Origin of the sequence: Thermomonas aquatica (assembly GCF_006337105.1) — a bacterium.
Classification (GTDB): Bacteria; Pseudomonadota; Gammaproteobacteria; order Xanthomonadales; family Xanthomonadaceae; genus Thermomonas; species Thermomonas aquatica.
This window is the reverse complement of sequence record NZ_CP040871.1, coordinates 566,160-591,306: the sequence shown is the minus strand read 5'-3', so window position 1 is coordinate 591,306 and position 25,147 is coordinate 566,160. Positions and strand designations below refer to the sequence as shown.

24 protein-coding genes are annotated in these 25,147 nt (G+C 69.4%); 16 read left to right on the top strand and 8 right to left on the bottom strand.

Annotated features, from left to right (window positions below):
* Positions 1-5: 5 nt before the first annotated feature.
* Positions 6-2,087, bottom strand: coding sequence for an EAL domain-containing protein (locus tag FHQ07_RS02675; protein ID WP_139715226.1), 2,082 nt, complete (start codon positions 2,085-2,087; stop codon positions 6-8).
* Between the two features lie 45 nt (positions 2,088-2,132).
* The gene (gene epmB, locus FHQ07_RS02670) at positions 2,133-3,194 is read right to left on the bottom strand and encodes an EF-P beta-lysylation protein EpmB (RefSeq protein ID WP_139715225.1); all 1,062 of its coding nucleotides are present in this window, start codon (positions 3,192-3,194) and stop codon (positions 2,133-2,135) included.
* Positions 3,195-3,300: 106 nt separating this feature from the next.
* Here epmB and efp point away from each other — a divergent pair, with 106 nt between their 5' ends.
* Genes efp through folE2 form a run of 6 tightly spaced genes read left to right on the top strand, consistent with a single transcriptional unit; the run spans position 3,301 to position 8,254 of the window.
* Entirely contained in the window at positions 3,301-3,867 is a 567-nt protein-coding gene (efp, locus tag FHQ07_RS02665; protein ID WP_139715224.1) for an elongation factor P, read from the top strand.
* Between the two features lie 4 nt (positions 3,868-3,871).
* On the top strand, positions 3,872-5,212 hold the full coding sequence (locus tag FHQ07_RS02660; RefSeq protein ID WP_139715223.1) for a TRZ/ATZ family hydrolase: 1,341 nt from the start codon (positions 3,872-3,874) through the stop codon (positions 5,210-5,212).
* On the top strand, positions 5,209-5,919 hold the full coding sequence (ubiG, locus tag FHQ07_RS02655) for a bifunctional 2-polyprenyl-6-hydroxyphenol methylase/3-demethylubiquinol 3-O-methyltransferase UbiG (RefSeq protein WP_139715222.1): 711 nt from the start codon (positions 5,209-5,211) through the stop codon (positions 5,917-5,919). Before FHQ07_RS02660 ends, ubiG begins: the two co-directional genes overlap by 4 nt.
* Positions 5,898-6,593, top strand: a complete 696-nt coding sequence (gene gph / locus FHQ07_RS02650; protein ID WP_425476956.1) for a phosphoglycolate phosphatase — start codon at positions 5,898-5,900, stop codon at positions 6,591-6,593. The genes ubiG and gph overlap by 22 nt, the downstream gene beginning before the upstream one ends.
* Positions 6,590-7,276, top strand: a complete 687-nt coding sequence (locus FHQ07_RS02645) for an isoprenoid biosynthesis enzyme family protein (protein WP_139715220.1) — start codon at positions 6,590-6,592, stop codon at positions 7,274-7,276. Before gph ends, FHQ07_RS02645 begins: the two co-directional genes overlap by 4 nt.
* A gap of 54 nt (positions 7,277-7,330) precedes the next feature.
* The gene (folE2, locus tag FHQ07_RS02640) at positions 7,331-8,254 is read left to right on the top strand and encodes a GTP cyclohydrolase FolE2 (protein WP_139715219.1); all 924 of its coding nucleotides are present in this window, start codon (positions 7,331-7,333) and stop codon (positions 8,252-8,254) included.
* A 42-nt stretch (positions 8,255-8,296) separates the two neighbouring features.
* Here folE2 and FHQ07_RS02635 read toward each other — a convergent pair whose 3' ends face one another.
* The 3 genes from FHQ07_RS02635 to yidD are packed head-to-tail and all read right to left on the bottom strand — an operon-like array spanning position 8,297 to position 10,770.
* Positions 8,297-9,166, bottom strand: coding sequence for a M23 family metallopeptidase (locus FHQ07_RS02635; RefSeq protein ID WP_139715218.1), 870 nt, complete (start codon positions 9,164-9,166; stop codon positions 8,297-8,299).
* A complete protein-coding gene (locus tag FHQ07_RS02630; protein ID WP_139715217.1) occupies positions 9,166-10,512 on the bottom strand; it encodes a dihydroorotase in 1,347 nt (448 codons plus the stop codon). The genes FHQ07_RS02635 and FHQ07_RS02630 overlap by 1 nt, the downstream gene beginning before the upstream one ends.
* Before the next feature lie 24 nt (positions 10,513-10,536).
* Entirely contained in the window at positions 10,537-10,770 is a 234-nt protein-coding gene (yidD, locus tag FHQ07_RS02625; protein WP_139715216.1) for a membrane protein insertion efficiency factor YidD, read from the bottom strand.
* A 108-nt stretch (positions 10,771-10,878) separates the two neighbouring features.
* Here yidD and dksA point away from each other — a divergent pair, with 108 nt between their 5' ends.
* Positions 10,879-11,850, top strand: a complete 972-nt coding sequence (dksA, locus tag FHQ07_RS02620; protein ID WP_139715215.1) for an RNA polymerase-binding protein DksA — start codon at positions 10,879-10,881, stop codon at positions 11,848-11,850.
* Positions 11,851-11,899: 49 nt separating this feature from the next.
* On the opposite strand, the gene FHQ07_RS02615 is transcribed toward dksA, so the two are convergent.
* Genes FHQ07_RS02615 through cysS form a run of 3 tightly spaced genes read right to left on the bottom strand, consistent with a single transcriptional unit; the run spans position 11,900 to position 14,957 of the window.
* A complete protein-coding gene (locus FHQ07_RS02615; RefSeq protein ID WP_139715214.1) occupies positions 11,900-13,129 on the bottom strand; it encodes an MFS transporter in 1,230 nt (409 codons plus the stop codon).
* Positions 13,126-13,569 (bottom strand): SufE family protein, encoded by a 444-nt coding sequence (locus FHQ07_RS02610; protein WP_139715213.1) that lies wholly within the window; start codon positions 13,567-13,569, stop codon positions 13,126-13,128. The genes FHQ07_RS02615 and FHQ07_RS02610 overlap by 4 nt, the downstream gene beginning before the upstream one ends.
* Positions 13,566-14,957: a cysteine--tRNA ligase gene (gene cysS, locus FHQ07_RS02605; RefSeq protein ID WP_139715212.1), complete on the bottom strand. Its 1,392-nt coding sequence runs from the start codon at positions 14,955-14,957 to the stop codon at positions 13,566-13,568. Before cysS ends, FHQ07_RS02610 begins: the two co-directional genes overlap by 4 nt.
* Before the next feature lie 88 nt (positions 14,958-15,045).
* Between cysS and FHQ07_RS02600 the strand changes: the two genes are divergently transcribed.
* From FHQ07_RS02600 to FHQ07_RS02560, 9 genes are all read left to right on the top strand, one after another.
* Positions 15,046-15,507, top strand: a complete 462-nt coding sequence (locus FHQ07_RS02600) for a hypothetical protein (protein ID WP_139715211.1) — start codon at positions 15,046-15,048, stop codon at positions 15,505-15,507.
* A gap of 240 nt (positions 15,508-15,747) precedes the next feature.
* The gene (locus tag FHQ07_RS02595; RefSeq protein WP_139715210.1) at positions 15,748-16,752 is read left to right on the top strand and encodes an N-acetylornithine carbamoyltransferase; all 1,005 of its coding nucleotides are present in this window, start codon (positions 15,748-15,750) and stop codon (positions 16,750-16,752) included.
* Positions 16,753-16,773: 21 nt separating this feature from the next.
* Entirely contained in the window at positions 16,774-17,994 is a 1,221-nt protein-coding gene (locus tag FHQ07_RS02590; RefSeq protein ID WP_139715209.1) for an argininosuccinate synthase, read from the top strand.
* Entirely contained in the window at positions 17,987-19,105 is a 1,119-nt protein-coding gene (locus tag FHQ07_RS02585) for an acetylornithine deacetylase (RefSeq protein ID WP_206202341.1), read from the top strand. The genes FHQ07_RS02590 and FHQ07_RS02585 overlap by 8 nt, the downstream gene beginning before the upstream one ends.
* 5 nt (positions 19,106-19,110) lie before the next feature.
* The gene (locus FHQ07_RS02580; protein WP_139717843.1) at positions 19,111-20,448 is read left to right on the top strand and encodes an acetylglutamate kinase; all 1,338 of its coding nucleotides are present in this window, start codon (positions 19,111-19,113) and stop codon (positions 20,446-20,448) included.
* A complete protein-coding gene (argC, locus tag FHQ07_RS02575) occupies positions 20,445-21,404 on the top strand; it encodes an N-acetyl-gamma-glutamyl-phosphate reductase (RefSeq protein ID WP_240703533.1) in 960 nt (319 codons plus the stop codon). The genes FHQ07_RS02580 and argC overlap by 4 nt, the downstream gene beginning before the upstream one ends.
* Complete coding sequence (gene argH, locus FHQ07_RS02570) at positions 21,401-22,696, top strand: argininosuccinate lyase (RefSeq protein ID WP_139715208.1); 1,296 nt, start codon at positions 21,401-21,403, stop codon at positions 22,694-22,696. Before argC ends, argH begins: the two co-directional genes overlap by 4 nt.
* 3 nt (positions 22,697-22,699) lie before the next feature.
* Positions 22,700-23,836 (top strand): glutamate 5-kinase, encoded by a 1,137-nt coding sequence (proB, locus tag FHQ07_RS02565; RefSeq protein WP_139715207.1) that lies wholly within the window; start codon positions 22,700-22,702, stop codon positions 23,834-23,836.
* Positions 23,833-25,086 carry a glutamate-5-semialdehyde dehydrogenase gene (locus tag FHQ07_RS02560; protein WP_139715206.1) on the top strand — a complete coding sequence of 418 codons (1,254 nt, stop codon included), beginning with the start codon at positions 23,833-23,835 and terminating at the stop codon, positions 25,084-25,086. The genes proB and FHQ07_RS02560 overlap by 4 nt, the downstream gene beginning before the upstream one ends.
* The last annotated feature ends 61 nt before the right edge of the window (positions 25,087-25,147 follow it).

Here is a 25,147-nt window from a genome sequence, read left to right as displayed (position 1 = left end):
GCGGTTCAGCTGAAGTCGTGGTTCATGCTCGGCCCGGTGGGGGCCAGGAAATTGCCCTGCACGTAGTCCACCCCGGCCGAGAACAGCATGGTCATGCTGGCCGCATCCTGCACGCGGTCGGCGATGGTGCGGATGCCGCGGCCGTGCGCCTGGTTGGCGATGTTGCGCACCTGCTGCTGCGAATCGGCGCTCTTGGCCAGGTCGGTCATGAATTGCGGGTCGATCTTGAGGAAGGCCGGGTCGAAGTGGGTCAGCAGCTGCATCGAATTCAGGCCGGCGCCGAAGCGTTCCAGGGCGATGCGCACGCCGACCCCGGCCATCGCGCCGACGAAATCCTGGGCCGCGCGCACGTTGGTGAAGACCTTGGCCTCCGGCACCGCCAGCACCAGCAGCTCGCCGGGCACGCCGGCGGTGGCCAGGCGCTCGGCGATGAAGCCGGCCATGCTCGTGTCCTGCACTGCTTCCTGCGACATCGACAGCAGCAGGCTGGTGCGCTTGCCGGCGCGCAGGCGCTCGCCGGCGAGCTCGATGGCGCGGGCGACCGCCCAGCGGTCGATGTCGCCGAGCAGGCCGTGTTCCTCGGCGATGGCGAGGTAGGTGCTGGCCTCGACCGGTTCGCCGTCGCTGCCGTACAGGTGCAGGAACATCTCGTACATCTCGCTGCCGTCGCCGGCCAGCGCGATCACCGGCTGGTAGTCGACGCGGAAGCCGTCGCCTTCCAGCGCGACCTTGATCCGCGCCACCCAGGCGTCGATGCGTTCCTGTTCGGCGCGATCCACCGCGCCCGGGTCGAACAGCTCGACCCGGTTGCCGCCGACGCCGATCGCCGCGACCACGCCCTGGCTGGCCTTGGCCAGCACCTGGCTGGTGCTGGCGATCTTTTCGCCGATCTGCACGCCGCCGATGCTGACCGTGGCGTTGAGCGAGTTTTCGCCGACTTCGAGCACGTGCTCGGCGAAGGCGTCGCGGATGCGTTCGGCCAGTTCGCTGGTGGCCATGTGGTCGCTGCCGCGCACCAGCAGGGCCAGCTGGTGTTCGCCGAAGCGGCCGACGACGGCGCCATTGCCCGCACTCTCGAGGCGCTGGCCCATCGCCGCCATCAGCTGGTCGGCGGCGTCCAGGCCGATCACCTGCAGCAGCTGCGCGTAGTGGTCGGGCTCGATCAGCAGCAGGCCGTGCTGGGCGCCATGGCTGGCGGCCTCGGCGACCGCGGCATCCAGCAGGCCGAGGAAGGTCGGGCGGTTGAGCAGGCCGGTGGCGGCGTCGCGCTGCTTCAGCTGCTCGACCTGGCGCGCCAGTTCCGGGTCCACGTCCTGGGCCTGGCGGCGGAAGATCACCTGCTGGCAGGCCTCGCCTTCGTATTGCGCGGCGGTGAATTCCATCACCGCGGGGAAGTCGTTGCCCTCGATGTCGCGCGCGGTCAGTTCATGCCGCGGCGGCGGCGGTTCGCCCTTGGACAGGCGCTTGAGCAGGGCCTTGAACTCGTCGACGTCCTTGGGCGCGACCAGGTCGAGCAGGGACATGCCCTCGATGTCCTCGAAGGTCTCGTAGCCGAACATCTCCAGGTAGGCCTGGTTGGCGCGGATGTGCATGCCCTCGTGGATGTAGGCGATCGGCTCGCGCGAGGAGTCGATCAGCGCGTCGCAGCGGCGCTCGGTCTCGCGCATCTGCGCTTCCAGCGCGCGCTGCGAGCGGCGCGCGTCGAGGTCGTGCCATTCGGTGCGGACGTTCTTCAGGAATTGCTGGGGCCGGCCGCGCAGGGCCACGGCCTGCGCGCCCTGCGACTGCACGCTGTCCAGGATTTCGTCGGTCACCCCGTCCAGCACCGCCAGCAGCGGCACGTCGCGGCCGCAGCCCATCACCACCATCGCCACTTCGTTGAACGGCATCAGGGTGGAGGCGTGTTCGGCCAGCACCATGTCGACCGGCTGCTGGGCCAGCTGGCTGGCCAGTTCGTCCAGCGATTCCGCGCGCAGCGGGCGCACCGCGATGCCGGCATTGCGCAGGCTGCTGACGATGGCCTCGGCCTCGTTGACCTGGTCGTCGACCAAGATCAGTCGCAGTGCGGTGTCCTTACCGATGGCCATGCGTAGGGGCTTCGTTCGCGATCAGGGGGATGGCGGGAGGCTACATCATTCCGCGGCGGGGATGCTGCCGACATCAGCCATTAACGGCGTCTTGCCGGTGCGACCGGCCACTTCGCGCACCAGCCTGGGCACCAGGTAGCCGGGCAGGCGCGCGGCAAGCGCGGCATGCAGGGCCAGCGCTTCGGCATCGCCGACCTCGAAATGGGCGGCCCCGGCCACGCGGTCCAGCTGGTGCAGGTAATACGGCAGCACGCCGGCGGCGTGGCCGCGTTCGCACAGGTCGGCAAGCGCATCGACCGAGTCGTTCACCCCGCGCAGCAGCACGGCCTGGTTCAGCAGGAGGGCGCCGGCATCGCGCAGGGCGGCCATCGCGTCGTCCACCGCGGCATCGAACTCGCGGGCATGGTTGGCATGCACGACGATCGCCACCGGCCAGGGCAGGCCGCGCAGCCAGGCCAGCAGGCCGGCATCCACGCGCTCCGGCAGCACGATCGGCAGGCGGGTGTGGATGCGCAGGCGGCGCAGGTGCGGGATGCCGCGCAGGGCGGCGGTCAGTTCGGCCAGCTTGTGGTCGGCCAGCGACAGCGGATCGCCACCGGACAGGATCACCTCGTGGATCGAGGCATCGCCCGCGATCAGGGCGACGGCCTCGCGCCAGCCGGCGGCGGCGGCGGTGTCCTCGGCATAGGGGTAATGCCGGCGGAAGCAGTAGCGGCAATGCACCGCGCAGCTGCCGGTGGCGACCAGCAGGGCGCGTCCGTTGTATTTGTGGATCACCCCGCCGCCGCGCCGGGCGGCCGCATCGCCGACCGCGTCCAGGCCGAAGCCGGCGACGATGCGGTCCTCGTCCAGCACCGGCAGCACCTGCCGCAGCAAGGGGTCGTGGCGGTCGCCGTGGCGCATGCGGGCGACGAAGCCGCGCGGCACCCGCAGCGGGAACTGGGCCGCGGCGGCATCGGAAATGCCGGCGGCCAGCGCGTCCAGGCCCAGCATCGCCAGCAATTCGCGCGGGTCGCGCACGGCGTCGCGCCAGGCCTGGCGCCAGTTCGGGGCAGGGGCCGTCTGTTGGACGGCGTGCTGCAAGGCCGCGGGGCCAGCGGGTATCATGTGCGTCTGCGATCCAAATCCGCGGTCCGGCCGAGCCGGAATCCAGAACCCCAGATTTTACCCAACAACACTTAGCCGCCCCAGCGGGTGGCCCCAAGGAGTACCCATGGCCACCCTCGGCATGAACGACGTCAAGAACGGGATGAAGATCCTGGTCAACAACGAGCCTTCCATCATCTTCGAGACCGATTACGTCAAGCCGGGCAAGGGCCAGGCCTTCACCCGCGTGCGCTTCCGCCAGATCCGCACCGGCCGCGTGCAGGAAATCACCATGAAGTCGACCGACTCGGTGGAAGCCGCGGACGTGGTCGATACCGACATGCAGTTCCTGTACGCCGACGGCGAGTACTGGCACTTCATGAACCAGGAAAGCTTCGAGCAGATCCAGGCCGACAAGGCCGGCGTGGGCGATGCCGCCAAGTGGATCAAGGGCGAGGAAGAGTGCGTGGTCACCCTGTTCAACGGCAACCCGATCCAGGTGACGCCGCCGAACTTCGTCGAGCTGAAGATCGTCGAGACCGATCCCGGCGTGAAGGGCGACACCGCCGGCACCGGCGGCAAGCCGGCCACCCTGGAAACCGGCGCGGTGGTCCGGGTGCCGCTGTTCGTCGCCCAGGACGAAGTGATCAAGGTCGACACCCGCAGCGGCGAATACGTCAGCCGCGTGAAGTAAGCCGATGACCGAACTCTCCCCGCAGGCCTGCGATCTCATCATCGAAGCCGGCTGGGTGGTGCCGGTCGTCCCGCACGGCGTGGTCCTGACGGATCACGCCGTCGTCGTTTCCGGCGGCGCGATCGTCGCCGTGCTGCCGGTCGCCGAGGCGCGCGCGCGCTTCGCGCCGAAGGAAACCGTCGCGCGTCCGGATGCGGCGCTGATCCCCGGCCTGGTCAACGCGCACACCCACAATCCGATGACCCTGCTGCGCGGCGTCGCCGACGACCTGCCGCTCAAGGTCTGGCTGCAGCAGCACATCTGGCCGATCGAGGGCGCGGTGATCGGCCCGGATTTCGTCGCCGATGGCGTCACCCTGGCGATCGCCGAGATGCTGCGCGGCGGCACCACCTGCTGCAACGAGAACTACTTCTTCCCCGACGTGCAGGCCGCGACCTACAAGCGCCACGGCTTCCGCGCCCGGGTGGGCCTGCCGGTGATCGACTTCCCAACGGCGTGGGCCAGCAGCGACGACGAATACTTCGACCGCGCCGGCGAAGTGCACGATGCCTGGCGCGGCGACGCGCTGATCGGCACCGCCTTCGCGCCGCATGCGCCGTACACGGTGAACGACGCCAATTTCGAACGCGTGCGCCTGCTGTCCGACCAGCTCGACATCCCGGTCCACCTGCACCTGCACGAGACCGCGCAGGAAGTGCAGCAGTCGGTCGAGCAGCACGGCCAGCGGCCGATCGCGCGGATCGACCGCCTCGGCCTGTTCAACGATCGCCTGATCGCGGTGCACATGACCCAGCTCACCGAGGCCGAAATCCACCTCTGCGCCGAACGCGGGGTCAGCGTGGTGCATTGCCCGGAATCCAACCTCAAGCTGGCCTCGGGGTTCTGCCCGGCCTGCGCGCTGCAACGCGCGGGCGTCACCCTCGCCATCGGCACCGACGGCTGCGCCAGCAACAACGACCTCGACATGGTCGGCGAGACCCGCACCGCGGCGCTGCTGGCCAAGGCCGTGGCCAACGACGCCGCCGGCTTCGATGCGCACGAAGCCCTGCGCGCGGCCACGCTGGGCGGCGCCAAGGCGATGGGCTTCGACCACCTGGTCGGCAGCCTGGAGCCGGGCAAGCAGGCCGACATCGCCTGCATCGACCTGTCGCAGCTCGAAACCCAGCCGCTGCACAACGTGGTCTCGCAATTGATCTACGCCTGCGGCCGCCAGCAGGTCAGCGATGTGTGGATCGCCGGCTGCCACAAGTTGCGCCAGCGCGTGCTGGCCGACATCGACCTCGATGGCGTGCTCGCCAACGCGCGCCAGTGGCGCGACCGCATCGCCACGGTATGCAACGCATGAACGCCGCATCGACCAATTTCTCGCAAGCCGAACTCGACAAGTTCGACGAACTGGCCCAGCGTTGGTGGGATCCGAACGGCCCGCAGAAAGCGCTGCATGCCTTGAACCCGGCGCGCCTGGGCTATGTCGCCGAGCGCGCGCAACTGCGCGATGCCGCGGTGCTGGACGTCGGTTGCGGCGGCGGCTTGCTGAGCGAGGCGCTGGCGCAGTCCGGCGCGCGCGTCACCGCCATCGACCTGGCGCCGAACCTGCTGAAGGTCGCGCGCCTGCACGGGCTGGAGTCGGGGATCAAGGTCGATTACCGCGAGATGCCGGTCGAGGCCTTGGCCGGTGAGGCGCCGGCATCGTTCGACGTCATCACCTGCATGGAAATGCTGGAACACGTGCCGCAGCCGGCCTCGATCATCGATGCCTGCGCCAAATTGCTGAAGCCAGGCGGCCGCCTGTTCCTGTCCACCCTCAACCGCACGCCGGCCGCGTTCGCGCTGGCCATCGTCGGCGCCGAATACGTGGCCCGGGTACTGCCGAAGGGAACGCATCAGTACCGCGATTTCATCAAGCCCTCGGAACTGGCGAAGTGGCTGCGCGAGGCGGGCCTCGAACTCGAAGACGTCAGCGGCCTGATGTACGAGCCGTGGCGCAACAGCGCGCGGGTCATCGCACGCACCGACATCAATTACCTCGCCTGCGCGCGCAAACCGGCATGACGTCGAACATGTTCCCGAAGCTGGTGCTGTTCGACCTGGACGGCACCCTGCTCGACAGCGCGCCGGACATGGCGGCCACGGTGAACCGCATGCGCGCCGCGCGCGGGCAGGGGCCGATGCCGCTGGCCGAACTGCGCCCGCATGTCTCGAAGGGGTCGCGGGCGATGAGCGCGGCGGCGTTCCCGGAACTCGGCGGCGAAGTGAGCGGCGAGGTGATCCGCGAGTTCCTCGACACCTACGAACAGGAGCTCGGCAAGCACAGCGTGCTGTTCGATGGCGTGGCCGAACTGCTGGACGCCATCGAAGCCGACGGCAGCCGCTGGGGCATCGTCACCAACAAGCCGGAATACCTGGCCAGGCAAGTCCTGCCGCAACTCGGCTGGGACACGCGCTGCGCGATCCTGGTCGGCGGCGACAGCCTGCCGCAGCGCAAGCCGCATCCGCTGCCGTTGCTGCATTCGGCGGAAACGCTGGGTGTCGACATCGCCGATTGCGTGTACGTGGGCGACGACCAGCGCGACATCGATGCCGCACGCGCGGCCGGGATGCGTTCGGTCGTCGCGCTGTGGGGCTATCGTCCCGAAGGCGACGATCCGCACGCATGGGGCGGCGACGTGTTGGTCGAATCGGCGCGCGACCTGCTGGATCCGGCACTCTGGAGCGCATTGCGATGAGCGACCGCGAGGCCTTGCAGGGCTTCCTCGACAAGTGGCGGGCGCGATGGCCGGAGTGGGCCGTGGCCGAAGCCTTCGTGCCCGAGGCGCAGCGCGAACGCGCGCAAGCCTGGTTCGCCCTGCGCGACGAATTGAGCGAAGCCGCGTGGGGCGGGGACGATCCGCGCCCGGGCGATGCCAAGCTGGGCTGGTGGGCGGAGGAGCTGGACGGCTGGTCGCGCGGCATCCGCCGGCATCCGCTGGGCCTGGCCCTGCAGAAGGTCGCCGCACCCTGGGACAACCTGGCGATGTGCCTGCCTGCATTGCGCGCCAGCCGTGAACGCCCGGCCAGCCTGGATGCGGCGCTGTTCGCGCTGGAGCCCTATGCCGAGGCCGTGGCCGGGGTGGCCCAGCACCTGTTCGACAGCGTGGCGCCGGCGCCGGCGCGCAACGTGGTGGTCTCGCTGCTGGCCGAACGCGTGCTGCGCCATCCGGATGGCGTCACCCCGCTGGGCGACCTCGACGTGCGCGGCTGGGCGCGCGGCCTGCTGGCGCAGTGGCCGCCGCCGGGCGACGGCAACCGTCCCGGGCGCATCCATGCCGCGATCGTGCGCGGCCGCCTGCAGCGCTACGCCAACGGCAAGTCGCCGGCGTTGGGGCGTTTCGCCGCATTGGCCACGGCCTGGCGGGCGGCCCGGGGCTGATCGCGGCACGCAGCGTTGCAGGGGCGCTCACGCGCCTCCCGGTACAATGCCGCGATGCACAACAGCCCACGCCCAACTCCATTGCCCGATGTCGCCGCGGACGCGGTCGCGCTTGCGCGGCCGTTGGACTGGGTGGGCATGGACGGGATGGCGATGCCGATCCGGCTTGCGGGCGAGGGCGGGCCCGACCTGCACGTGCCGGCCAGCGTCGACGTCGCCGTCGACCTGCGCGATGCCGACGCACGCGGCATCCACATGTCGCGCCTGTACCTGCAGCTGCAGCAGTCGCTGGCCAACGAGGCGCTGAGCGCGCCGTCGCTGCGGCGCCTGCTGGAGACCTGCATCGCTTCGCAGCAGGGGCTGTCGACGCGCGCGCGCCTGCGCCTGCGCTACGAACACCTGCTGCTGCGCAAGGCGTTGCGCACCGACAACGCGGGCTGGAAGCGCTACCCGGTCGAGGTCGAGGCCGAACTGCGCGACGGGCACTTGCAGTTGTCGATGGGCTTCTCCGTCGAATATTCGAGCACCTGCCCGGCCTCCGCCGCCTTGTCGCGGCAGGTCAATGCGGCCCGTTTCGCCGAGGATTTCGCCGGCCTGCGCCCGCTGTCCAACGACATGGTGCGCGATTGGCTGGCCTCCGACCGCGGCCTGGCCGCGACCCCGCACGCGCAGCGCAGCCGCGCCGAGGTGCGGGTCGAACTCAAGCCCGCATTCGACGAACTGCCGCTGCACGCGCTGGTCGATGCCGTGGAAACCGCCTTGGGCACGCCGGTGCAGACCGCGGTCAAGCGCGAGGACGAACAAGCCTTCGCCGAGGCCAACGCGGCCAACCTGATGTTCTGCGAGGACGCCGCGCGCCGCGTGGCCGCCGCGCTGGCGGGCGATGCGCGCGTCGCCGCATGGCAGGCGCGGGTGGCGCACTACGAGAGCCTGCATCCGCACGATGCGGTGGCATCCGTGAGCGGACGCAACGCCTAGCGAAGCGGGCCCCTCGCCTGCGACATCGACGCGTGGGGCGCCTTATTTGCGTTCGAGCACCAGCAGCGGGTCGATGCGCACATCGAACCAGTTCATGCCCCAGTGCAGGTGCGGCCCGGTCGCGCGACCGGTGGCGCCGACCGCGCCGATGATGTCGCCCTGCTTCACCAGGTCGCCGACCTTGGCATCGATCCGCGACAGGTGCAGGAAATTGCTGCTGATGCCGTGGCCATGGTCGAGCACCACGGTGCCGCCGGTGAGGTAGAGATCCGCGTCGGCGAAGGTCACCACGCCATCCGCGGGCGCCTTCACCGGGGTGCCGCTGGCGGCGGCGATGTCCATGCCCGAATGCGGCGCCTTCGGCGTGCCGTTGTACACGCGCTGGTTGCCGAAGCGGCCGCTGATGCGGCCCTGCACCGGCCAGATGAAGGCCTGCGCGAAGCCGGTGCGGTCGTCGTCGCGGGTGCGCACCGCGACCACGCGCGCCTGCTCGCGCTCGATGCGCTCGGCGATGGCCTTGGGTGGGTTCACCGTGGCCGGCGGCACGCCATTGATCTGCTCGATCGGCCAGTCGCGTGGGGTGACCGCGATCGCGAGCGCCTGCGCAGGCGCGTTCGGCGGCGTCACTTCGACCTGCAGCGGACCGGTTTCATCGCGGCCCACGCCGAACACCACGCTGCCGTAGGGCGTGACCCGCAGATCGCGCCCGCCGTAGCGAACCCGGCTGCCGGCGGGCACCTTGCCGATCACCATCGCACCCTGCGATACCGCGGTCGGGAACACGATGCCGAGCACGTCCGCGCGGTCGCGCAGGGTCGGGGGCGGCGGCAGCGCAGTGTCCGCGCGCTGCTGTGCCGGCGCGACGGTGGCGCAGCCCGACAGCAGCAGGGCAAGCAGGAGGCGAAGCGGCATCAGCGATCGAATTGCAGGCGTTGCCCGGCAGGCTCGCCGACCAGCGCTGAACCGTCCCACGCCAGTACGCCGTTGACCCAGGTCGCGGCGATCCGCGAGTGGAAGGTGGTGCCCTCGAACGGCGACCAGCCGCATTTGCTGAGCACGTCCTCGCGGCGCACGGTGAACGGGGTGTCGTCGATGAGGACGAGGTCGGCCGCATAGCCTTCGCGCAGGAAGCCGCGGCCCGCGACATCGAACAATTGCGCCGGCGCGTGCGCGAATTTCTGCACCACCTGCGCGGTGGTCAGGCGGCCTTCGTGGACCAGTTCCAGCGCGGCGTTCAGCGCGAACTGCACCAGCGGCAGGCCGCTCGGCGCGCCCGCGTACGGCTTGGCCTTTTCTTCCAGCGTGTGCGGCGCGTGGTCGGTGGCGAGGATGTCGATGCGGTCGTCGGCCAGTGCGTCGATGATCGCCTCGCGGTCGGCCTCGTCCTTGATCGCCGGGTTGCACTTGATCAGGTTGCCGAGGCGGTCGTAATCCGGGCGGGCGAAGCGGGTGAAGTGCACGCAGGTCTCGGCGGTGATCTGCTTGCGGCTGCCGTCGGCGCGGATCAGCGGGCCCTGCTCGAACAGCGCCAGCTCGTCGGCGGTGCTGATGTGCAGCACGTGCAGCTGGGTGCCGTGCCTGTTCGCCAGCGACAGCGCCAGCCGGGTGGACTTGATGCAGGCCTCGCGCGAGCGGATGTCCGGATGGCATTGCACCGGGATGTCGTCGCCGTATTTCGCCTGGAATTCGGCGAGGGTGGCGTTGATGGTCGGGGTGTCTTCGCAATGGGTGATGATCGGCACCGGGGTGTCGCGGAAGATCGCGTCCAGGGTTTCCGGGTTGTCGACCAGCATGTTGCCGGTGGAGGCGCCCATGAACACCTTCAGGCCCGGGGTGGCCTTGGGGTCGATGGCGCGGACATCGGCCAGGTTGTCGTTGCTGGCGCCCATGTAGAAGCCGTAGTTCGCGCGGCAGCGCCCGTGGGCGCGGCGGTATTTGTCTTCGAGCGCATCGCGGTTCAGCGTCGGCGGATTGGTGTTCGGCATGTCCATGAAGCTGGTCAGCCCGCCGGCCACCGCGGCGGCGGACTCGATCGCCATGTCCGCCTTGTATTCCATGCCCGGTTCGCGGAAATGGACCTGGTCGTCGATCATCCCCGGCAACAGGCGGCGGCCGGCGGCATCGATCACGGTCTCGCCTTCGCGCGCGGTGAGCCCGCTGCCGATCTCGGTGATCAGGCCATTGGCGAAACGCAGGTCGCCGTCGAATTCGCGGCCCTCGTTGACCAGGCGGGCGTTGACGATCAGGGTCGAAGTCATGTCGGTTCCTTGGCGGGCCAGCTTCTAGTTGGGCGGAATCGGGTCGTGCCCGCCGGGGTGCAGGGGATGGCAGCGGCCGATGCGGCGGACCGCCAGCCAGCTGCCCTTGAGTGTGCCGAACCGGCCGATCGCCTGCATCGCATATTCCGAACAGCTGGGCACGAACCGGCAACGGGTGCCGAGCAGGGGGCTGATCCAGCGCTTGTAGCCGCGCAACAGCGCGATCAGCGCGGTACTGGTGAAGGATGGGTCGATCACGAGCCTTGAACGCGGTGCGGCGCAGTCTGCCGCGGTTGCCGCTGTGTGCCCATCAGGGTATAACAGCGCGCTTTCCCGTCTCAAGGGAACATCGAGGAATACCTGCTCGTGGCAGCGAAGAAACCCGTGAAGAAGGCCGCCAAGCCGGCCAAGAAGCCCGCCGCCAAGGCGCCCGCGAAGAAGCCCGTGGCCAAGAAGGCCGCAAAGCCCGCAACCAAGAAGCCCGCGCCGGCCAAGAAGCCGGTGGCGAAGAAGGCCGCGCCGGCCAAGAAGCCCGTTGCGAAGAAGGCGGCCGCGGCCCGGAAGCCGGCCGCCAAGCCCGCGCCGGCCAAGAAAGCCGTGGTTGCGAAGAAGCCGGCCCCGGCGGCGAAGCCGGTCGCGAAGCCGGTTGCCGCCAAGCCCGCTGCCAAGCCGGCCCCGGCGCCCGCGAAGCCGGCCCCGGCAACGACGACGAAGCCCGTCGCCGCGAAGAAGCCCGCCAAGTCGCCGGTCGATCCGCTGCCGAACGCCAGCGGCGTCAAGGCCGCGCTGGCGGCCAATCCCGCATCGCCGGTCACCGTCCCGCGCAAGCCGGGCAAGGTCGCGGTGGCGGTCGCCGCCAAGCCGTCCGCGCCGGTGCCGAAGGGCAAGTACAAGGTCGTGCCGTACCAGACCGACGAAGCCAGCGGCCGTCCCATCGTCCCGCCCGGCTACAAGCCCGGCGCGGACGAGGAGTACATGAGCGCGCTGCAGCTGGAGTATTTCCGCCAGAAGCTGCTGTCGCGCCGCGCCGAGCTGGTCGAGGAATCCAAGCAGACCATCGAGAACCTCAAGGAAGAAGTGCGCGACGTCGGCGACGAAGCCGAACGCGCCAGCCGCGAGACCGAGAACGCGCTGGAACTGCGCACCCGCGACCGCTACCGCAAGCTGATCGGCAAGATCGACAGCACGCTGAAGCGCGTCGATGGCGGCGATTACGGCTACTGCGTGGATACCGGCGAGGAAATCGGCCTGGATCGCCTCGAGGCGCGCCCGCAGGCGGAGCGCACGATCGATGCGCAGGAGCGCTGGGAACACCTGCAGAAGCAGATGGGCGACTGAGATCGGTCGTTGCCCGGTTCGAAAAACCCCGCCTCGGCGGGGTTTTTCTTTACTGGATGTCGCGCAGGTCGAGCTGGCGCAGCTTCGGCGCCCGCCACGCGGTGGCGGCGACCACGCCCATGGTCACGAAGCCGCCCAGCACCACGCTGGGCACCAGTCCGAGCAGCCGCGCCATCGCGCCGGAGTAGAACGCGCCGAGTTCGTTCGACGAGCTGATGAAGATGCTGTTGACCGAGGACACCCGTCCGCGCATGTCGTCGGGGGTGGACAGCTGCAGGATGGTCGAGCGCAGCACCACCGAGACGCCGTCGAACACGCCGGACAGCAGCAGGAAGAAGGCCGACAGCCAGAACAGCTGGCTCAGCCCGAAGCCGACCATGCAGGCGCCGAAGCCGACCACCGCGCCGAGCAGGATGCGCCCGGCATTGGCCTGCAGCGGGCGGCGCGACAGCCACACCGCCACCGCCACCGAGCCCAGCGCCGGCGCGCCGCGCAGGATGCCCAGCGCTTCCGGGCCCGCATGCAGCACGTCCTTGATGAAGGCCGGGGCCAGCGAGATCGCGCCGCCGAACAGCACCGCGAACATGTCCAGCGCCAGCGCGGCGAGCAGCACCTGGTGGCCGAACACGAAGCGCAGGCCCTCGCCGATGCTGGCGAATACCGGGCCGCGCTGCAGTTGCGGCGCGGGTTCGGTGACCGGCATCCGCAGCAGCGCCAGCGCGGCGGCGATGGCGAACCCGGCCGCCAGCGCATACGCCGCCGACTTGCCGGCGGCCCCGACCAGCACGCCGCCGGCCGCCGGGCCCAATACCAGCCCGGCCTGGAACACCACGCTGCCCATGCCCGCGCCGCGCGCGAACTGCTCGCGCTTGAGCACCCGCGCGAACAGGGCGTTGTAGACCGGGCCGAGGAAGGAGCGGCCGATGCCGCCGACCGCGATCGCGGCATAGATCGGCCAGGTGCCGTCGATCGGCAGCCTGCCGGTCGCGATCAGCGCCAGCACCGCGGCGTTCGCGGCCAGCACGCAGCAGGCGGCCGCACCCAGCTTGCGCCGCGGCAGGTGGTCGACCAGGTAGCCGGAGAACGGCGCCACGCAGAAGAACGGGATCACTTCCGCCAGCCCGATCAGGCCCAGCGACCAGGGGTCGCGGGTCAGTTCGTACACATGCCAGCCGACCGTCACCGCGACGATCTGGTAGGAGAGCAGGGTGCAGATGCGGTACAGCAGCAGCCAGCGGAAACCCGGGCCCTGCAGCGGCGACCGGGCGGTTTCGCTCATGCCGGGAGCTGGGCCCTGGCGTGGTCGCGGATGAAGGCCAGCAGCGCGGCCAGGCCGTTGCTGCGGGTCGGCGACAGGTGCTTGGCCAGGCCGATCTTCGCGATGTAGTCCGGCTCGGTGGCGAGGATGTCGCCGGCGCTGCGCCCGGAATAGACGCGCAGGGCGAGGAACACCAGGCCGGAGACGATGGCCGAATCGCTGGCGGCGGCGAAATCGAGTTTCGCGGCATCGCCCGAGGGCACGATCCAGACCATCGACTGGCAGCCGAGCAGGCGGTGTTGCTCGGTCTTCCAGTCGTCCGGGAACGGCGGCAGCTTGCGGCCCAGGTCGATCAGGTACTGGTAGCGCTCCGACCAGTCGCCGAAGAACGCGAACTCTTCGGCGATCGCGGCCTGCGCTTCGGCGGGGGTGGCTTCGAGCGGGAACACGGTGTCGTTCATGCGCGTTTCCAGCGCACGCCCTGCGGCGTGTCTTCCAGCAGGATGCCTTGCTCGGCCAGCTGTTGGCGGATGGCGTCGGCGCGGGCGAAATCGCGCGACTGCTTCGCTTCGATGCGTTCGTCGATCAGCGCCTGGATGCGCGCATCCTGCTCGTTCGAAGCGCCGCGCGCGAACCACGCGGCCGGCGCCTGCTGCAGCAGGCCGAGGACGCGGCCTGCGCCCAGCAACTGCGACTTCAACGCGGCCTTTTCCCCGCTCGATGCCGCCTTGCGCGCTTCGCCGGCGATGCGGGCGACCTCGGCCAGCGCGGCCGGCGTGTTGAGGTCGTCGTCCAGCGCGGCTTCGATGCTCGCCGGGATCTCCGGCTCGGCTTGCACATCGGCGAGGTCGCGCAGCGTCCCGTACAGCCGGTCCAGGGTGCGCACCGATTGCTCGATCAACCCGTCCGACCATTCCAGCGGCTGCCGGTACTGCGCGGAGAGCAGGGCATAGCGCAGCGCTTCCGGCGGGTGCGCGCGCACCAGGTCGTGGATGCGCTCGATGTTGCCGACCGACTTGCTCATCTTGGCGCCGCCGAAGTTGAGCATGCCGTTGTGCAGCCACCAGCGCGCGAACACCTGGCCGCCGTGCGCGCATTCGCTCTGCGCCACTTCGTTTTCGTGGTGCGGGAACTGCAGGTCGATGCCGCCGGCGTGGATGTCGATGGTCGGGCCGAGGTGCGCCTCGGCCATCGCCGAGCATTCGATGTGCCAGCCCGGGCGGCCGCGGCCCCAGGGCGAATCCCAGCCGGGCAGGTCGTCGGTCGAGGGCTTCCACAGCACGAAGTCGCCGGCGTCGCGCTTGTACGGCGCCACTTCCACCCGCGCGCCGGCCAGCATGTCCTCGGGGTCGCGGCGCGAGAGCTTGCCGTAGCCGTCGAAACTGGCCACCGCGAACAGCACATGGCCTTCCGCGGCATAGGCATGGCCGTCGGCGATCAGCCGTTCGATCATCGCGATCATCTGCGGCATGTGCGCGGTCGCGGCGGGCTCGATGTCGGGCGCGAATTCGCCGTCGACGCCCAATGCGGCCATGTCCTCGCGGTAGGCGGCGGCGTACTTGTCGGTGATCGCGGAGATCGGCGCGCCCAGCTCCCTTGCCGCCGCGTTGATCTTGTCGTCGACGTCGGTGATGTTGCGCGCATAGCGCAGGCCGCCGTAGCGCCGCCGCAGCAGCGCGGCGAGCACGCCGAACACCACCGGCCCGCGCGCATTGCCGATGTGCACGTAGTTGTAGACCGTGGGCCCGCAGACGTACATGGTCGGGCAGGCGGGATCGAGCGGCGCGAACGGCTCGACCCGCCGCGACAGGGTGTTGTAGAGGTGTAACCTGTTCAAGGACCGGTTCATGGCGTCACGCGCGTGGGGTCACGCATTGTAGCGGGCCGCACAGCGGCGATTCATCCGCCGTCGACGCCGCACCGATAGACTTGTGGCCATGTTGCGTCTCGCCTTCCGCTGCCTTTGCCTTTCCCTCGCCGGCCTGCTGGCCGCGCCTGTCGCGCAGGCGCAGGATGCCGGCCGCGAGACCGTGGTGCCGCAGGAAAACGTGCGCTTCGACTATGCCCAGGTGCTGGAGGTCAACCCGATCTACCAGACCCTGCGCGCCACGCGGATGGAGCGGGTCTGCGATACCAGGCAACCATCCGGCGGCGGCCTGTCGAAGGTGGTCAGCGCGGTCAAGGACCGGCTCACCGGCACCACCACCAGGGAAGAGCGCGAGGCGGGCCTGAGCAATTGCCGGATGGCGCCGGTGGTGCGCGAATATCGCCGCCCGATCGCCTTCGATGTGGACTACGTCTACAAGGGCAGCAAATTCCGCACCCGGCTGGCGCAGGACCCCGGCAATCGCCTGCGCGTGCGCGTCTCGATCACCCCGCAGCCGATGGCGGAGCCCTGAGCGGCCTCGAAACCCTTGCATGCTGCAGCGCGGCATGCGAGCATCCGCGCCTGATGCACGCCCACCTCGCCACGCGCCACGCTGACGCCGCCCGGATGGCCTCCGGCATGACCTCGCGCGCGCGCCGACCGGACACCTCATTCGCTGGGTAGCCGGAGCGCAACACTGTTGCAGCATTCTTCCGAACCCAGCCCTCGCGCTGGGTTTTTTCGTTTTGGCTTTCAGGAACCGGGATCGACGATGAAACACTTCCTCAACACGCAGGACTGGAGCCGCGCCGATCTCGACGCGCTGCTGGCGCGCGCCGCCATGTTCAAGCGCAGCAAGCTGGGCGACGACCTCAAGGGGCGATCCATCGCCCTGGTGTTCTTCAACCCGTCGATGCGCACCCGCACCAGCTTCGAGTTGGGCGCGTTCCAGCTGGGCGCGCATGCGGTGGTGCTGCAGCCGGGCAAGGACGCCTGGCCGATCGAGTTCGACCTCGGCACGGTGATGGACGGCGATACCGAGGAGCACATCGCGGAAGTGGCGAAGGTGCTGGGCCGCTACGTGGACCTGATCGGCGTGCGCGCCTTCCCGAAGTTCGTGGACTGGTCGCGCGACCGCGAGGACATCGTGCTGAAGTCGTTCGCCAAGTATTCGCCGGTGCCGGTGATCAACATGGAGACGATCACCCATCCCTGCCAGGAACTGGCGCATGTGCTGGCGCTGCAGGAGCACTTCGGCACCACCGACCTGCGCGGCAAGAAATACGTGCTGACCTGGACCTACCACCCGAAGCCGCTCAACACCGCCGTCGCCAACTCCGCGCTCACCATCGCCACCCGCATGGGCATGGACGTGACCCTGCTGTGCCCGACGCCCGAATACGTGCTCGATGAGCGCTACATCGGCTGGGCGCACGACAACGTCGCCGAAAGCGGCGGCTCGTTCGCGATCAGCCACGATATCCAATCCGCCTATGCCGGCGCCGACGTGGTCTACGCCAAGAGCTGGGGCGCGCTGCCGTACTTCGGCAACTGGGCGCCGGAAAAGCCCATCCGCGACCAGTACCAGCACTTCATCGTCGACGAAGCCAAGATGGCGCTGACCAACAACGGGGTGTTCTCGCACTGCCTGCCGCTGCGCCGCAACGTCAAGGCCACCGACGCGGTGATGGATTCGCCCAACTGCATCGCCATCGACGAAGCCGAGAACCGCCTGCACGTGCAGAAGGCGATCATGGCCGCGCTCGCGTCCCAATAATTCCCCCGGAACTTTCCCTACATGAGCAATCCCAACGACTCCCGCGACATCGTCCTGGCCTTTTCCGGCGGGCTCGACACCAGCTTCTGCGTGCCCTACCTGAAGGAGCGCGGCTGGAACGTGCACACCGTGTTCGCCGACACCGGCGGCGTGGATGCCGAGGAGCGCGCCTATATCGAGCAGCGCGCCGCCGAGCTCGGCGTGGCTTCGCATGTCACCGTCGATGGCGGCCCGGCGATCTGGAACGGCTTCGTCAAACCGTTCGTGCAGGCCGGCGAGGCCTACCAGGGCCAGTACCCGCTGCTGGTCAGCGACCGCTACCTGATCGTCGATGCCGCCCTGGCGCGTGCCAAGGACCTCGGCACCAATGCCATCGCCCACGGCTGCACCGGCATGGGCAACGACCAGGTGCGTTTCGACCTGGCGGTGAAGGCCAGCGGCGACTACCGCATCGTCGCGCCGATCCGCGAAATCCAGAAGGAGCACACCCAGACCCGCGCCTACGAACAGGCCTACCTGGAAGAGCGCGGCTTCGGCGTGCGCAGCAAGCAGAAGCAGTACACGATCAACGAGAACCTGCTGGGCGTGACCCTGTCCGGCGCCGAGATCGACAGCTGGGAAGCGCCGGGCGAGGGCGCGCGCGGCTGGTGCGCGCGTCGCGAGCAGTGGCCGGCCGAGGCGCTGGAAGTCAGCCTGCGCTTCGTCGAAGGCGAGGCCGTCGCGCTGGATGGCAACGAACTGCCCGGCGAGAAGATCCTGGCCAAGCTCAACACCATGTTCGCGCAGTACGGCGTGGGCCGCGGCCTATACACCGGCGATACCACCATCGGCCTCAAGGGCCGGATCGTGTACGAGGCGCCGGGCCTGGTCGCGCTGCTCACCGCGCATCGCGCGCTGGAGGAAGCGGTGCTCAGCAAGCAGCAGAACCGCTTCAAGCCGGACGTGGCGCGCAAGTGGGTGGAGCTGGTGTACGAGGGCTTCTTCCACGATCCGCTGAAGACGGATCTGGAAGCTTTCCTCGCCTCGTCGCAGCGCATGGTCAACGGCGAGGTGCTGTTGCGCACCACCGGTGGCCGCGTCGATGCGGTGGCGGTGCGTTCGCCGCACATCCTGAATTCCAAGGGCGCGACCTACGCGCAGTCCGCCGACTGGGGCGTGGAAGAGGCCGAGGGCTTCATCAAGCTGTTCGGCATGAGCAGCACGCTGTGGGCGCAGGTCAATGGCGAAGGCGGGAATGGCTGAGATGCTGGATGCCGTCCTCCGCCATCTCGAGGCGCTGGTGTCGTTCGACACCCGCAACCCGCCGCGCCTGATCGGCACCGGCGGGATCTTCGACTACATCCGCGCGCAGCTTCCGGACTTCAAGATCGAGGTCGTCGACCATGGCGAAGGCGCGGTCTCGCTGTTCGCCGTGCGCGGCAAGCCGACGCGCGTGTTCAACGTGCACCTCGACACGGTGCCGTCGTCGGAAGCGTGGACGGCCGATCCGCATGTGATGCGCCGCTTCGAGGATCGCGTGGTCGGCCTGGGCGTTTGCGACATCAAGGGCGCGGCGGCGGGCCTGATCGCGGCCGCCAACGCCACCCAGGGCGATGCCGCGTTCCTGTTCTCCTCCGACGAGGAAGCCAACGACCCGCGCTGCATCGCCGGCTTCCTCGCCGGCGACCACGGGTTTTCCGAGGCGATCATCGCCGAGCCCACGCGCTGCGAGGCGGTGCTGGCGCATCGCGGGATCAGCTCGGTGCTGATGAAGTTCAAGGGCGAGGCCGGGCATGCGTCCGGTGCGCATGCGCTGAGCGCGAATGCGCTGCACCAGGCGATGCGCTGGGGCGGCCAGGCACTGGACCTGGTCGAGGCCGAGGCGGCTTCGCGCTTCGGCGGCCTGAGCGGACTGCGCTTCAACATCGGCAAGGTCGAGGGCGGGATCAAGGCCAACATGATCGCGCCGAGTGCGGAAGTGCGCTTCGGCTTCCGTCCGCTGCCGTCGCACGACATCGACGCGCTGCACCTGCGTTTCGGCGCCTGCGCCGCCGCCGGCGCGCTGGAACGCTACGAGGAAACCTTCCGCGGTCCCTCGCTGCCGGCCGGCGACACCGCCTCCGCGGAAGAACGCCGCCTGGCCGCGCGCGACCTCGCCGACGAACTCGGCCTGCCGATCGGCAATGCCGTCGATTTCTGGACCGAAGCCTCGCTGTTCTCGCAGGCGGGCATGACCGCGCTCGTGTACGGGCCGGGCGACATCGCCCAGGCCCACACCGCCGACGAATTCGTCACGCTGGAACAACTGCAGCGTTACGCCGGCACCATCACCCGCCTGCTTCAAAACAATATGTCTGGAACCACCACGCCGTGACGCCGATGTTGACCTCGAATGCCATCCACGATCCGCAGACCCGCCAGACCATCGTGCGGCTGCTGTCGAGCATGGGCAGCGCCAAGGAAATCAACCAGTACCTCAAGCGCTTCTCGCAGCTGGATGCGGCGCGCTTCGCGGTGGTCAAGGTCGGCGGCGCGGTGCTGCGCGACGACCTCGACGCGCTGGTGTCCTCGCTGGCCTTCCTGCAGGACGTGGGCCTGACCCCCATCGTCATCCACGGCGCCGGCCCGCAGCTGGATGCGGAGCTGTCCGCCGCCGGCATCGTCAAGCAGACCATCGACGGCCTGCGGGTGACCTCGCCGGAAGCGCTGGCCATCGTCCGCCGCGTGTTCCATGCGCAGAACCTGAAGCTGGTGGAAGCGCTGCAGGCCAGCGACGCGCGCGCGACCAGCATCGTCTCCGGCGTGTTCGAGGCCGATTACCTCGACCGCGACCGCTACGGCCTGGTCGGCGAAGTGAAGCGCGTCGACCTGGCGCCGATCCAGGCCAGCCTGCAGGCCGGTTCGATCCCGGTGATCGCGTCCTTGGGTGAAACCGTCGGCGGGCAGATCCTCAACGTCAACGCCGACTTCGCCGCCAACGAACTGGTGCAGGTGCTGCAGCCGTACAAGATCGTGTTCCTGACCGGCACCGGCGGCCTGCTGGATGCCGACGGCAAGGTGATCGATTCGATCAACCTGTCCACCGAATACGAGCACCTGATGCAGCAGCCGTGGATCGAAGGCGGCATGCGGGTGAAGATCGAGCAGATCAAGGATCTGCTGGATGGCTTGCCGCTGGCCTCGTCGGTGTCGATCACCAAGCCGGCGGAACTGGCCAAGGAACTGTTCACCCACAAAGGTTCGGGCACGCTGGTGCGGCGCGGCGAGCGCGTGCTGGAAGCCGCCGACTGGAGCGCCTTCGACCTGCCGCGCCTGCGCGGGCTGATCGAGTCCGCGTTCGGGCGCAAGCTGCTGCCCGATTACTTCGAGACCACCACGCTGCATCGCGCCTACGTCAGCGAGAACTACCGCGCGGCGGTGATCCTGACCAAGGAAGACGCCGGCATCTATCTCGACAAGTTCGCGGTGCTGGACGAGGCGCAGGGCGAAGGCCTGGGCCGCGCGGTTTGGCAGGTGATGCGCGAGCAGAACCCCACGCTGTTCTGGCGCTCGCGCCACGGCAATCCGGTGAACCCGTTCTACTACGCCGAATCCGACGGCTGCATCAAGCAGGACAAGTGGAAGGTGTACTGGTACGGGCCGGCGGGCTTCGACCTGATCGAACGCTACGTGCGCACCTGCGAGGCGCGCCCGGCCACCCTGGAGGAACCGGCTTGAGCATCTTGCGCATCGGCATCGTCGGAGCCCGCGGACATGTGGGCGGCGAATTGATCCGCCTGCTGGCGGCGCATCCGCAGTTCGAGCTGGCCTATGTCACCTCGCGCGAGCTGGTGGGGCAGCCCGTGTCCGCCCACATCGACGGCTACGGCGGCGATGTGCATTACACCTCGCCCGCCTACGAAGACTTGCCGGAACTCGGTGCCGACGCGGTGGTGCTGGCGTTGCCGAACGGCAAGGCCGCGCACATCGTCCAGCAGTTCGACGATGCCGGCGCCGACGCGGTGATCCTGGATCTTTCCGCCGACTACCGCTTCGATCCGTCCTGGTACTACGGCCTGCCGGAACTGACCCGCGCGCAATACGCGGGCCAGCGCCGGATCAGCAATCCCGGCTGCTACGCCACCGCGATGCAGCTGGCGATCGCGCCGATGCTGGGCGTGCTGGACGGGCCGGTGCAGTGCTTCGGCGTGTCCGGGTATTCCGGCGCCGGCACCACGCCCAGCGACAAGAACAACGTCGAACTGCTGCGCGACAACCTGATGCCGTATGCGCTGACCGGCCATGTGCACGAGCGCGAAGTGTCGAAGCAGCTTGGCCATCCCATCGAGTTCATGCCGCATGTCGCACCGCATTTCCGCGGCCTGACCATCACCGCCAACCTGCACCTGTCGATTCCCTTCGACATGGACGAGGTGCTGGCGCGCTACCGCGGCCGCTATGCCGATGAGCCGCTGGTGCGCGTGCAGGACGATGCGCCATGGGTCAGCCGCATCGCCGGCGCGCACCATGTCGATCTTGGCGGCTTCACCCTGGGCGGCGACGGCAAGCGCCTGGTGGTGGTCGCGACCGAGGACAACCTGCTCAAGGGCGCCGCCACCCAGGCGCTGCAGAATCTCAACATGGCGTTTGGTTTTGACGAGTTCGCCGGTATTCCGATGGAAGATGCAGCATGAGCGACTTGCTTTGGCAAAAGCCCGGCGTGGCGGTGGACGCGCAGATCCAGGCCTTCCTGGCCGGCGACGACGTGCTGCTGGATCGCGAATTCTTCCTGCACGACATCGCCGCGAGCGCGGCGCATGCCGAAGGCCTGCAGCGGATCGGCATCCTCAGCGTCGATGAGCTGGATGGGTTGAAGCGCGAGCTGGCGGTGCTGGCCGAGGATTTCCGCAACGGCAGTTTCGTGCTGGACGAGCGCTACGAGGACGGCCATTCCGCCATCGAGGCGCGCCTGACCGAACGCCTGGGCGATGCCGGCCGCAAGATCCACACCGGCCGCAGCCGCAACGACCAGGTGCTGGTCGCCACCCGCCTGTGGCTGAAGGAAAAGCTGGCGCGCGTGGCGGAACTGAGCCGCGAGATCGCCAAGGTCGCGCTGGATCGCGCCGAGGCCGAAACGAACCTGCCGATCCCCGGCTACACGCATATCCAGCGCGCCGTGGTGTCGTCGGCGGGCATGTGGTGGGCGGGCTGGGCCGAGGCCTTCATCGACGATGCGATCCGCGCCGCCGACACGCTGAAGCTGGTCGATGCCAATCCGCTCGGCACTGCCGCGGGCTACGGCGTGAACCTGAAACTGGATCGCGAGCACACCACGCAAGCGCTCGGTTTCGCGCGCATGCAGGTCTCGCCGATCTACGCGCAGCTTTCGCGCGGCAAGTTCGAACTGGCGGCGCTGGAAGCGCTGGGCAGCGCCACGCTGGACCTGCGGCGCCTGGCCTGGGACCTGTCGCTGTACACCACTGCGGAGTTCGGTTTCGTCGCCTTGCCGGCGCAATACACCACCGGCAGTTCGATCATGCCGAACAAGCGCAACCCGGACGTGATCGAGCTGATGCGCGCGACCCATGCCAGCGTGGCCGCGGCGCGCACCGAGATCGAGCAATTGCTGTCGCTGCCGTCCGGCTACCAGCGCGACCTGCAGGCCAGCAAGGGCGCGATCTTCCACGGCTTCGGCCGCGGTCTGGCCGCGCTGGAACTGTTGCCGGCCCTGCTGGCCAACCTGGAATGGCGCGAAGGCCGCATCCGTGCCGCCATCGATTCGGGCATGTACGCCACCGATGTCGCGGTGGAAGCCGCCATCGCCGGTGTGCCGTTCCGCGAGGCCTACAAGGCCGCCGCCGCGTCCGCCGACAGCGCAGGGCAGGGCCGCACGCCGGAAGACTCGCTCGCGGCGCGCACATCGCCCGGCGCAGCCGCCGATTTGCGCCTGGACGAATTGCGCACGCGCTTGCAGGCATTGGGCTGAGCCATGGCCGACTTCGCGCCGCAATCGTTGCCCCACTGGCGTCGCGCGGTGCTGAAGGTCGGCAGCAGCCTGCTGGCCGGCGCCGGCGGGCTCGATCCTTTGCATGCGCGCGGGTTGGCGGACTTCATCGCCGCGTCGCGCGCGCAGGGCCGCGAGGTCGTGCTGGTCTCGTCCGGCGCGGTCGCCGCGGGGCGCGGGCGCATCGGCGCGGCGGGCAACGGCATCGTCCAGCGCCAGGCCCTGGCCGCGCTTGGGCAGGCGTCGCTGATGGGGTTCTGGCAGGCTTTGTTCGCAGCGCCGGTGGCGCAGGTGCTGCTGACCCATGACGACCTGCGCAACCGCCGGCGCTACCTCAATGCGCGCACCGCGCTGCAGGAACTGCTGCGGCTGGGTGCATTGCCGGTGGTCAACGAGAACGACACCGTCGCCGTCGACGAACTCAAGCTGGGCGACAACGACAACCTGGCCGCCGCGGTTGCCTCGCTGGTGGAGGCCGACCTGCTGCTGATCGCCACCGACATCGCAGGCCTGTACAGCGGGCATCCGCTGCACGATCCCGCCGCGCGGCCGATCGAACGCGTCGATGCGGTCACGCCGGCGCTGCTCGCGGTGGCCGGCGATGCTGGCGTGCTCGGCACCGGCGGCATGCGCACCAAGCTGGAAGCCGCGTCCAAGGCCTCGGCGGCGGGCATCGCCACCGCGCTGTTCTGCGGGCGCGATGCGGCGACCGTCGCCGCGCTGGGGCAGGGCAGGTTGCACGGCACCTTCATCGCCGCGCATGGCAACCGGATCAGCGCGCGCAAGCAGTGGCTGCGGCATGCGCCGGCCACGGGCACGCTGGAGGTGGACGCCGGCGCCCAGGCGGCGCTGCTGCGCGGCGCTTCGTTGCTGCCCGGTGGCGTGCGCAGGGTGGACGGCGATTTCCGCCGCGGCGACGTGGTCGAGGTGCGCGCCGCCGACGGCACGCTGCTGGCGCGCGGGCAGGCGCAGTACAACGCCGGCGAAAGCGCGCGCATCGCCGGCCGCCACAGCCGCGACATCGAGGCCATCCTCGGCTTCCGCTACGACGAGGCGATGGTCCATCGCGACGACCTGGTGCTGCTCCAGCACATCGACACCCACAACGAGGCGACGGCATGAGCTACGTGCGCGGACTGGCAGTGGCGGCGCGCGACGCGCAGGCGGCGATCGCATCGGCCGATGGCGCGACCCGCCGCCGCCTGCTGCAGTCGATGGCCGAGCAGTTGCGCGCCGGACAGGCCGCGATCCTGGCCGCGAATGCCGACGATCTTGCGCAGGCCGCCGCCAACGGCGCCAGCAAGGCCACGCTGGATCGCCTCGGATTGGACCCGGAACGCGTGCAGGGCATGGCCGAGGCCTTGCGCGAGGTCGCCGCGCAGGCGGATCCATTGGGCGAAGTGACGCGTCGCGAAGTGCGGCCGAACGGCATCGTGGTCGAACGCCAGCGCATCCCGCTGGGGTTGGTGGCGATGATCTACGAGGCGCGCCCGAACGTGACCGCCGAGGCTGCGGCGCTGTGCCTGAAGGCCGGCAATGCGGTGCTGCTGCGCGGCGGTTCCGAGGCGGCGCGCAGCAATGCCGCGATCGCCGCCTGCCTGCACGCGGCGCTGCGTGAGCTCGGCTTGCCGGAAGCGGCGGTGTCGCTGGTCGCCGACACCGCCCGCGAGCACGTGCTGGAACTGCTGCAACTGGCCGATCTCATCGACCTCGCCATCCCGCGCGGCGGCGAGAGCCTGATCCGCTTCGTCGCCGAACACGCGCGGGTGCCGGTGATCAAGCACTACAAGGGCGTTTGCCATCTGTACGTGGACCGCGCCGCCGGCATCGACACCGCCATCGGCCTGCTGATCGACGGCAAGGCCTCGCGGCCGGGCGTGTGCAACGCGCTGGAGACCGTGCTGGTGCATCGCGACATCGCCGCGGCCTTCCTGCCGCGCGCGCTGGCGGAACTGCATGCGCGCGGCGTCGAGGTGCGCGGCGACGCGGTGACGCGCGCGTTCGATGCGGGCGCGCTGGCGGCGACGGAAGACGACTACGCGGCCGAATTCCTCGACCTCGTCATCGCCGCGCGCGTGGTCGATTCGCTGGACGAGGCGATCGCGCACATCCGCCGCCACGGCTCCGACCATACCGAGGTGATCGCCACCGAAGACCCGGCCGCGGCGGACGCCTTCGTCCGCGCCATCCGCAGCTCGGCGGTGATGGTCAACGCCTCTTCGCGCTTCAACGACGGCGGCCAGCTTGGCCTCGGCGCGGAGATCGGCATCTCCACCACGCGCCTGCACGCCTACGGGCCGATGGGCGTGGAATCGCTGACCATCGAGCGTTTCGTGGTGCGGGGCACGGGGCAGGTGCGGCATCCGCGTTGATGCCTCACGTGGCTGAACAGGGCTTCCTATAGCCTGCATACGGGCTGCGGCGCGCTTTCCG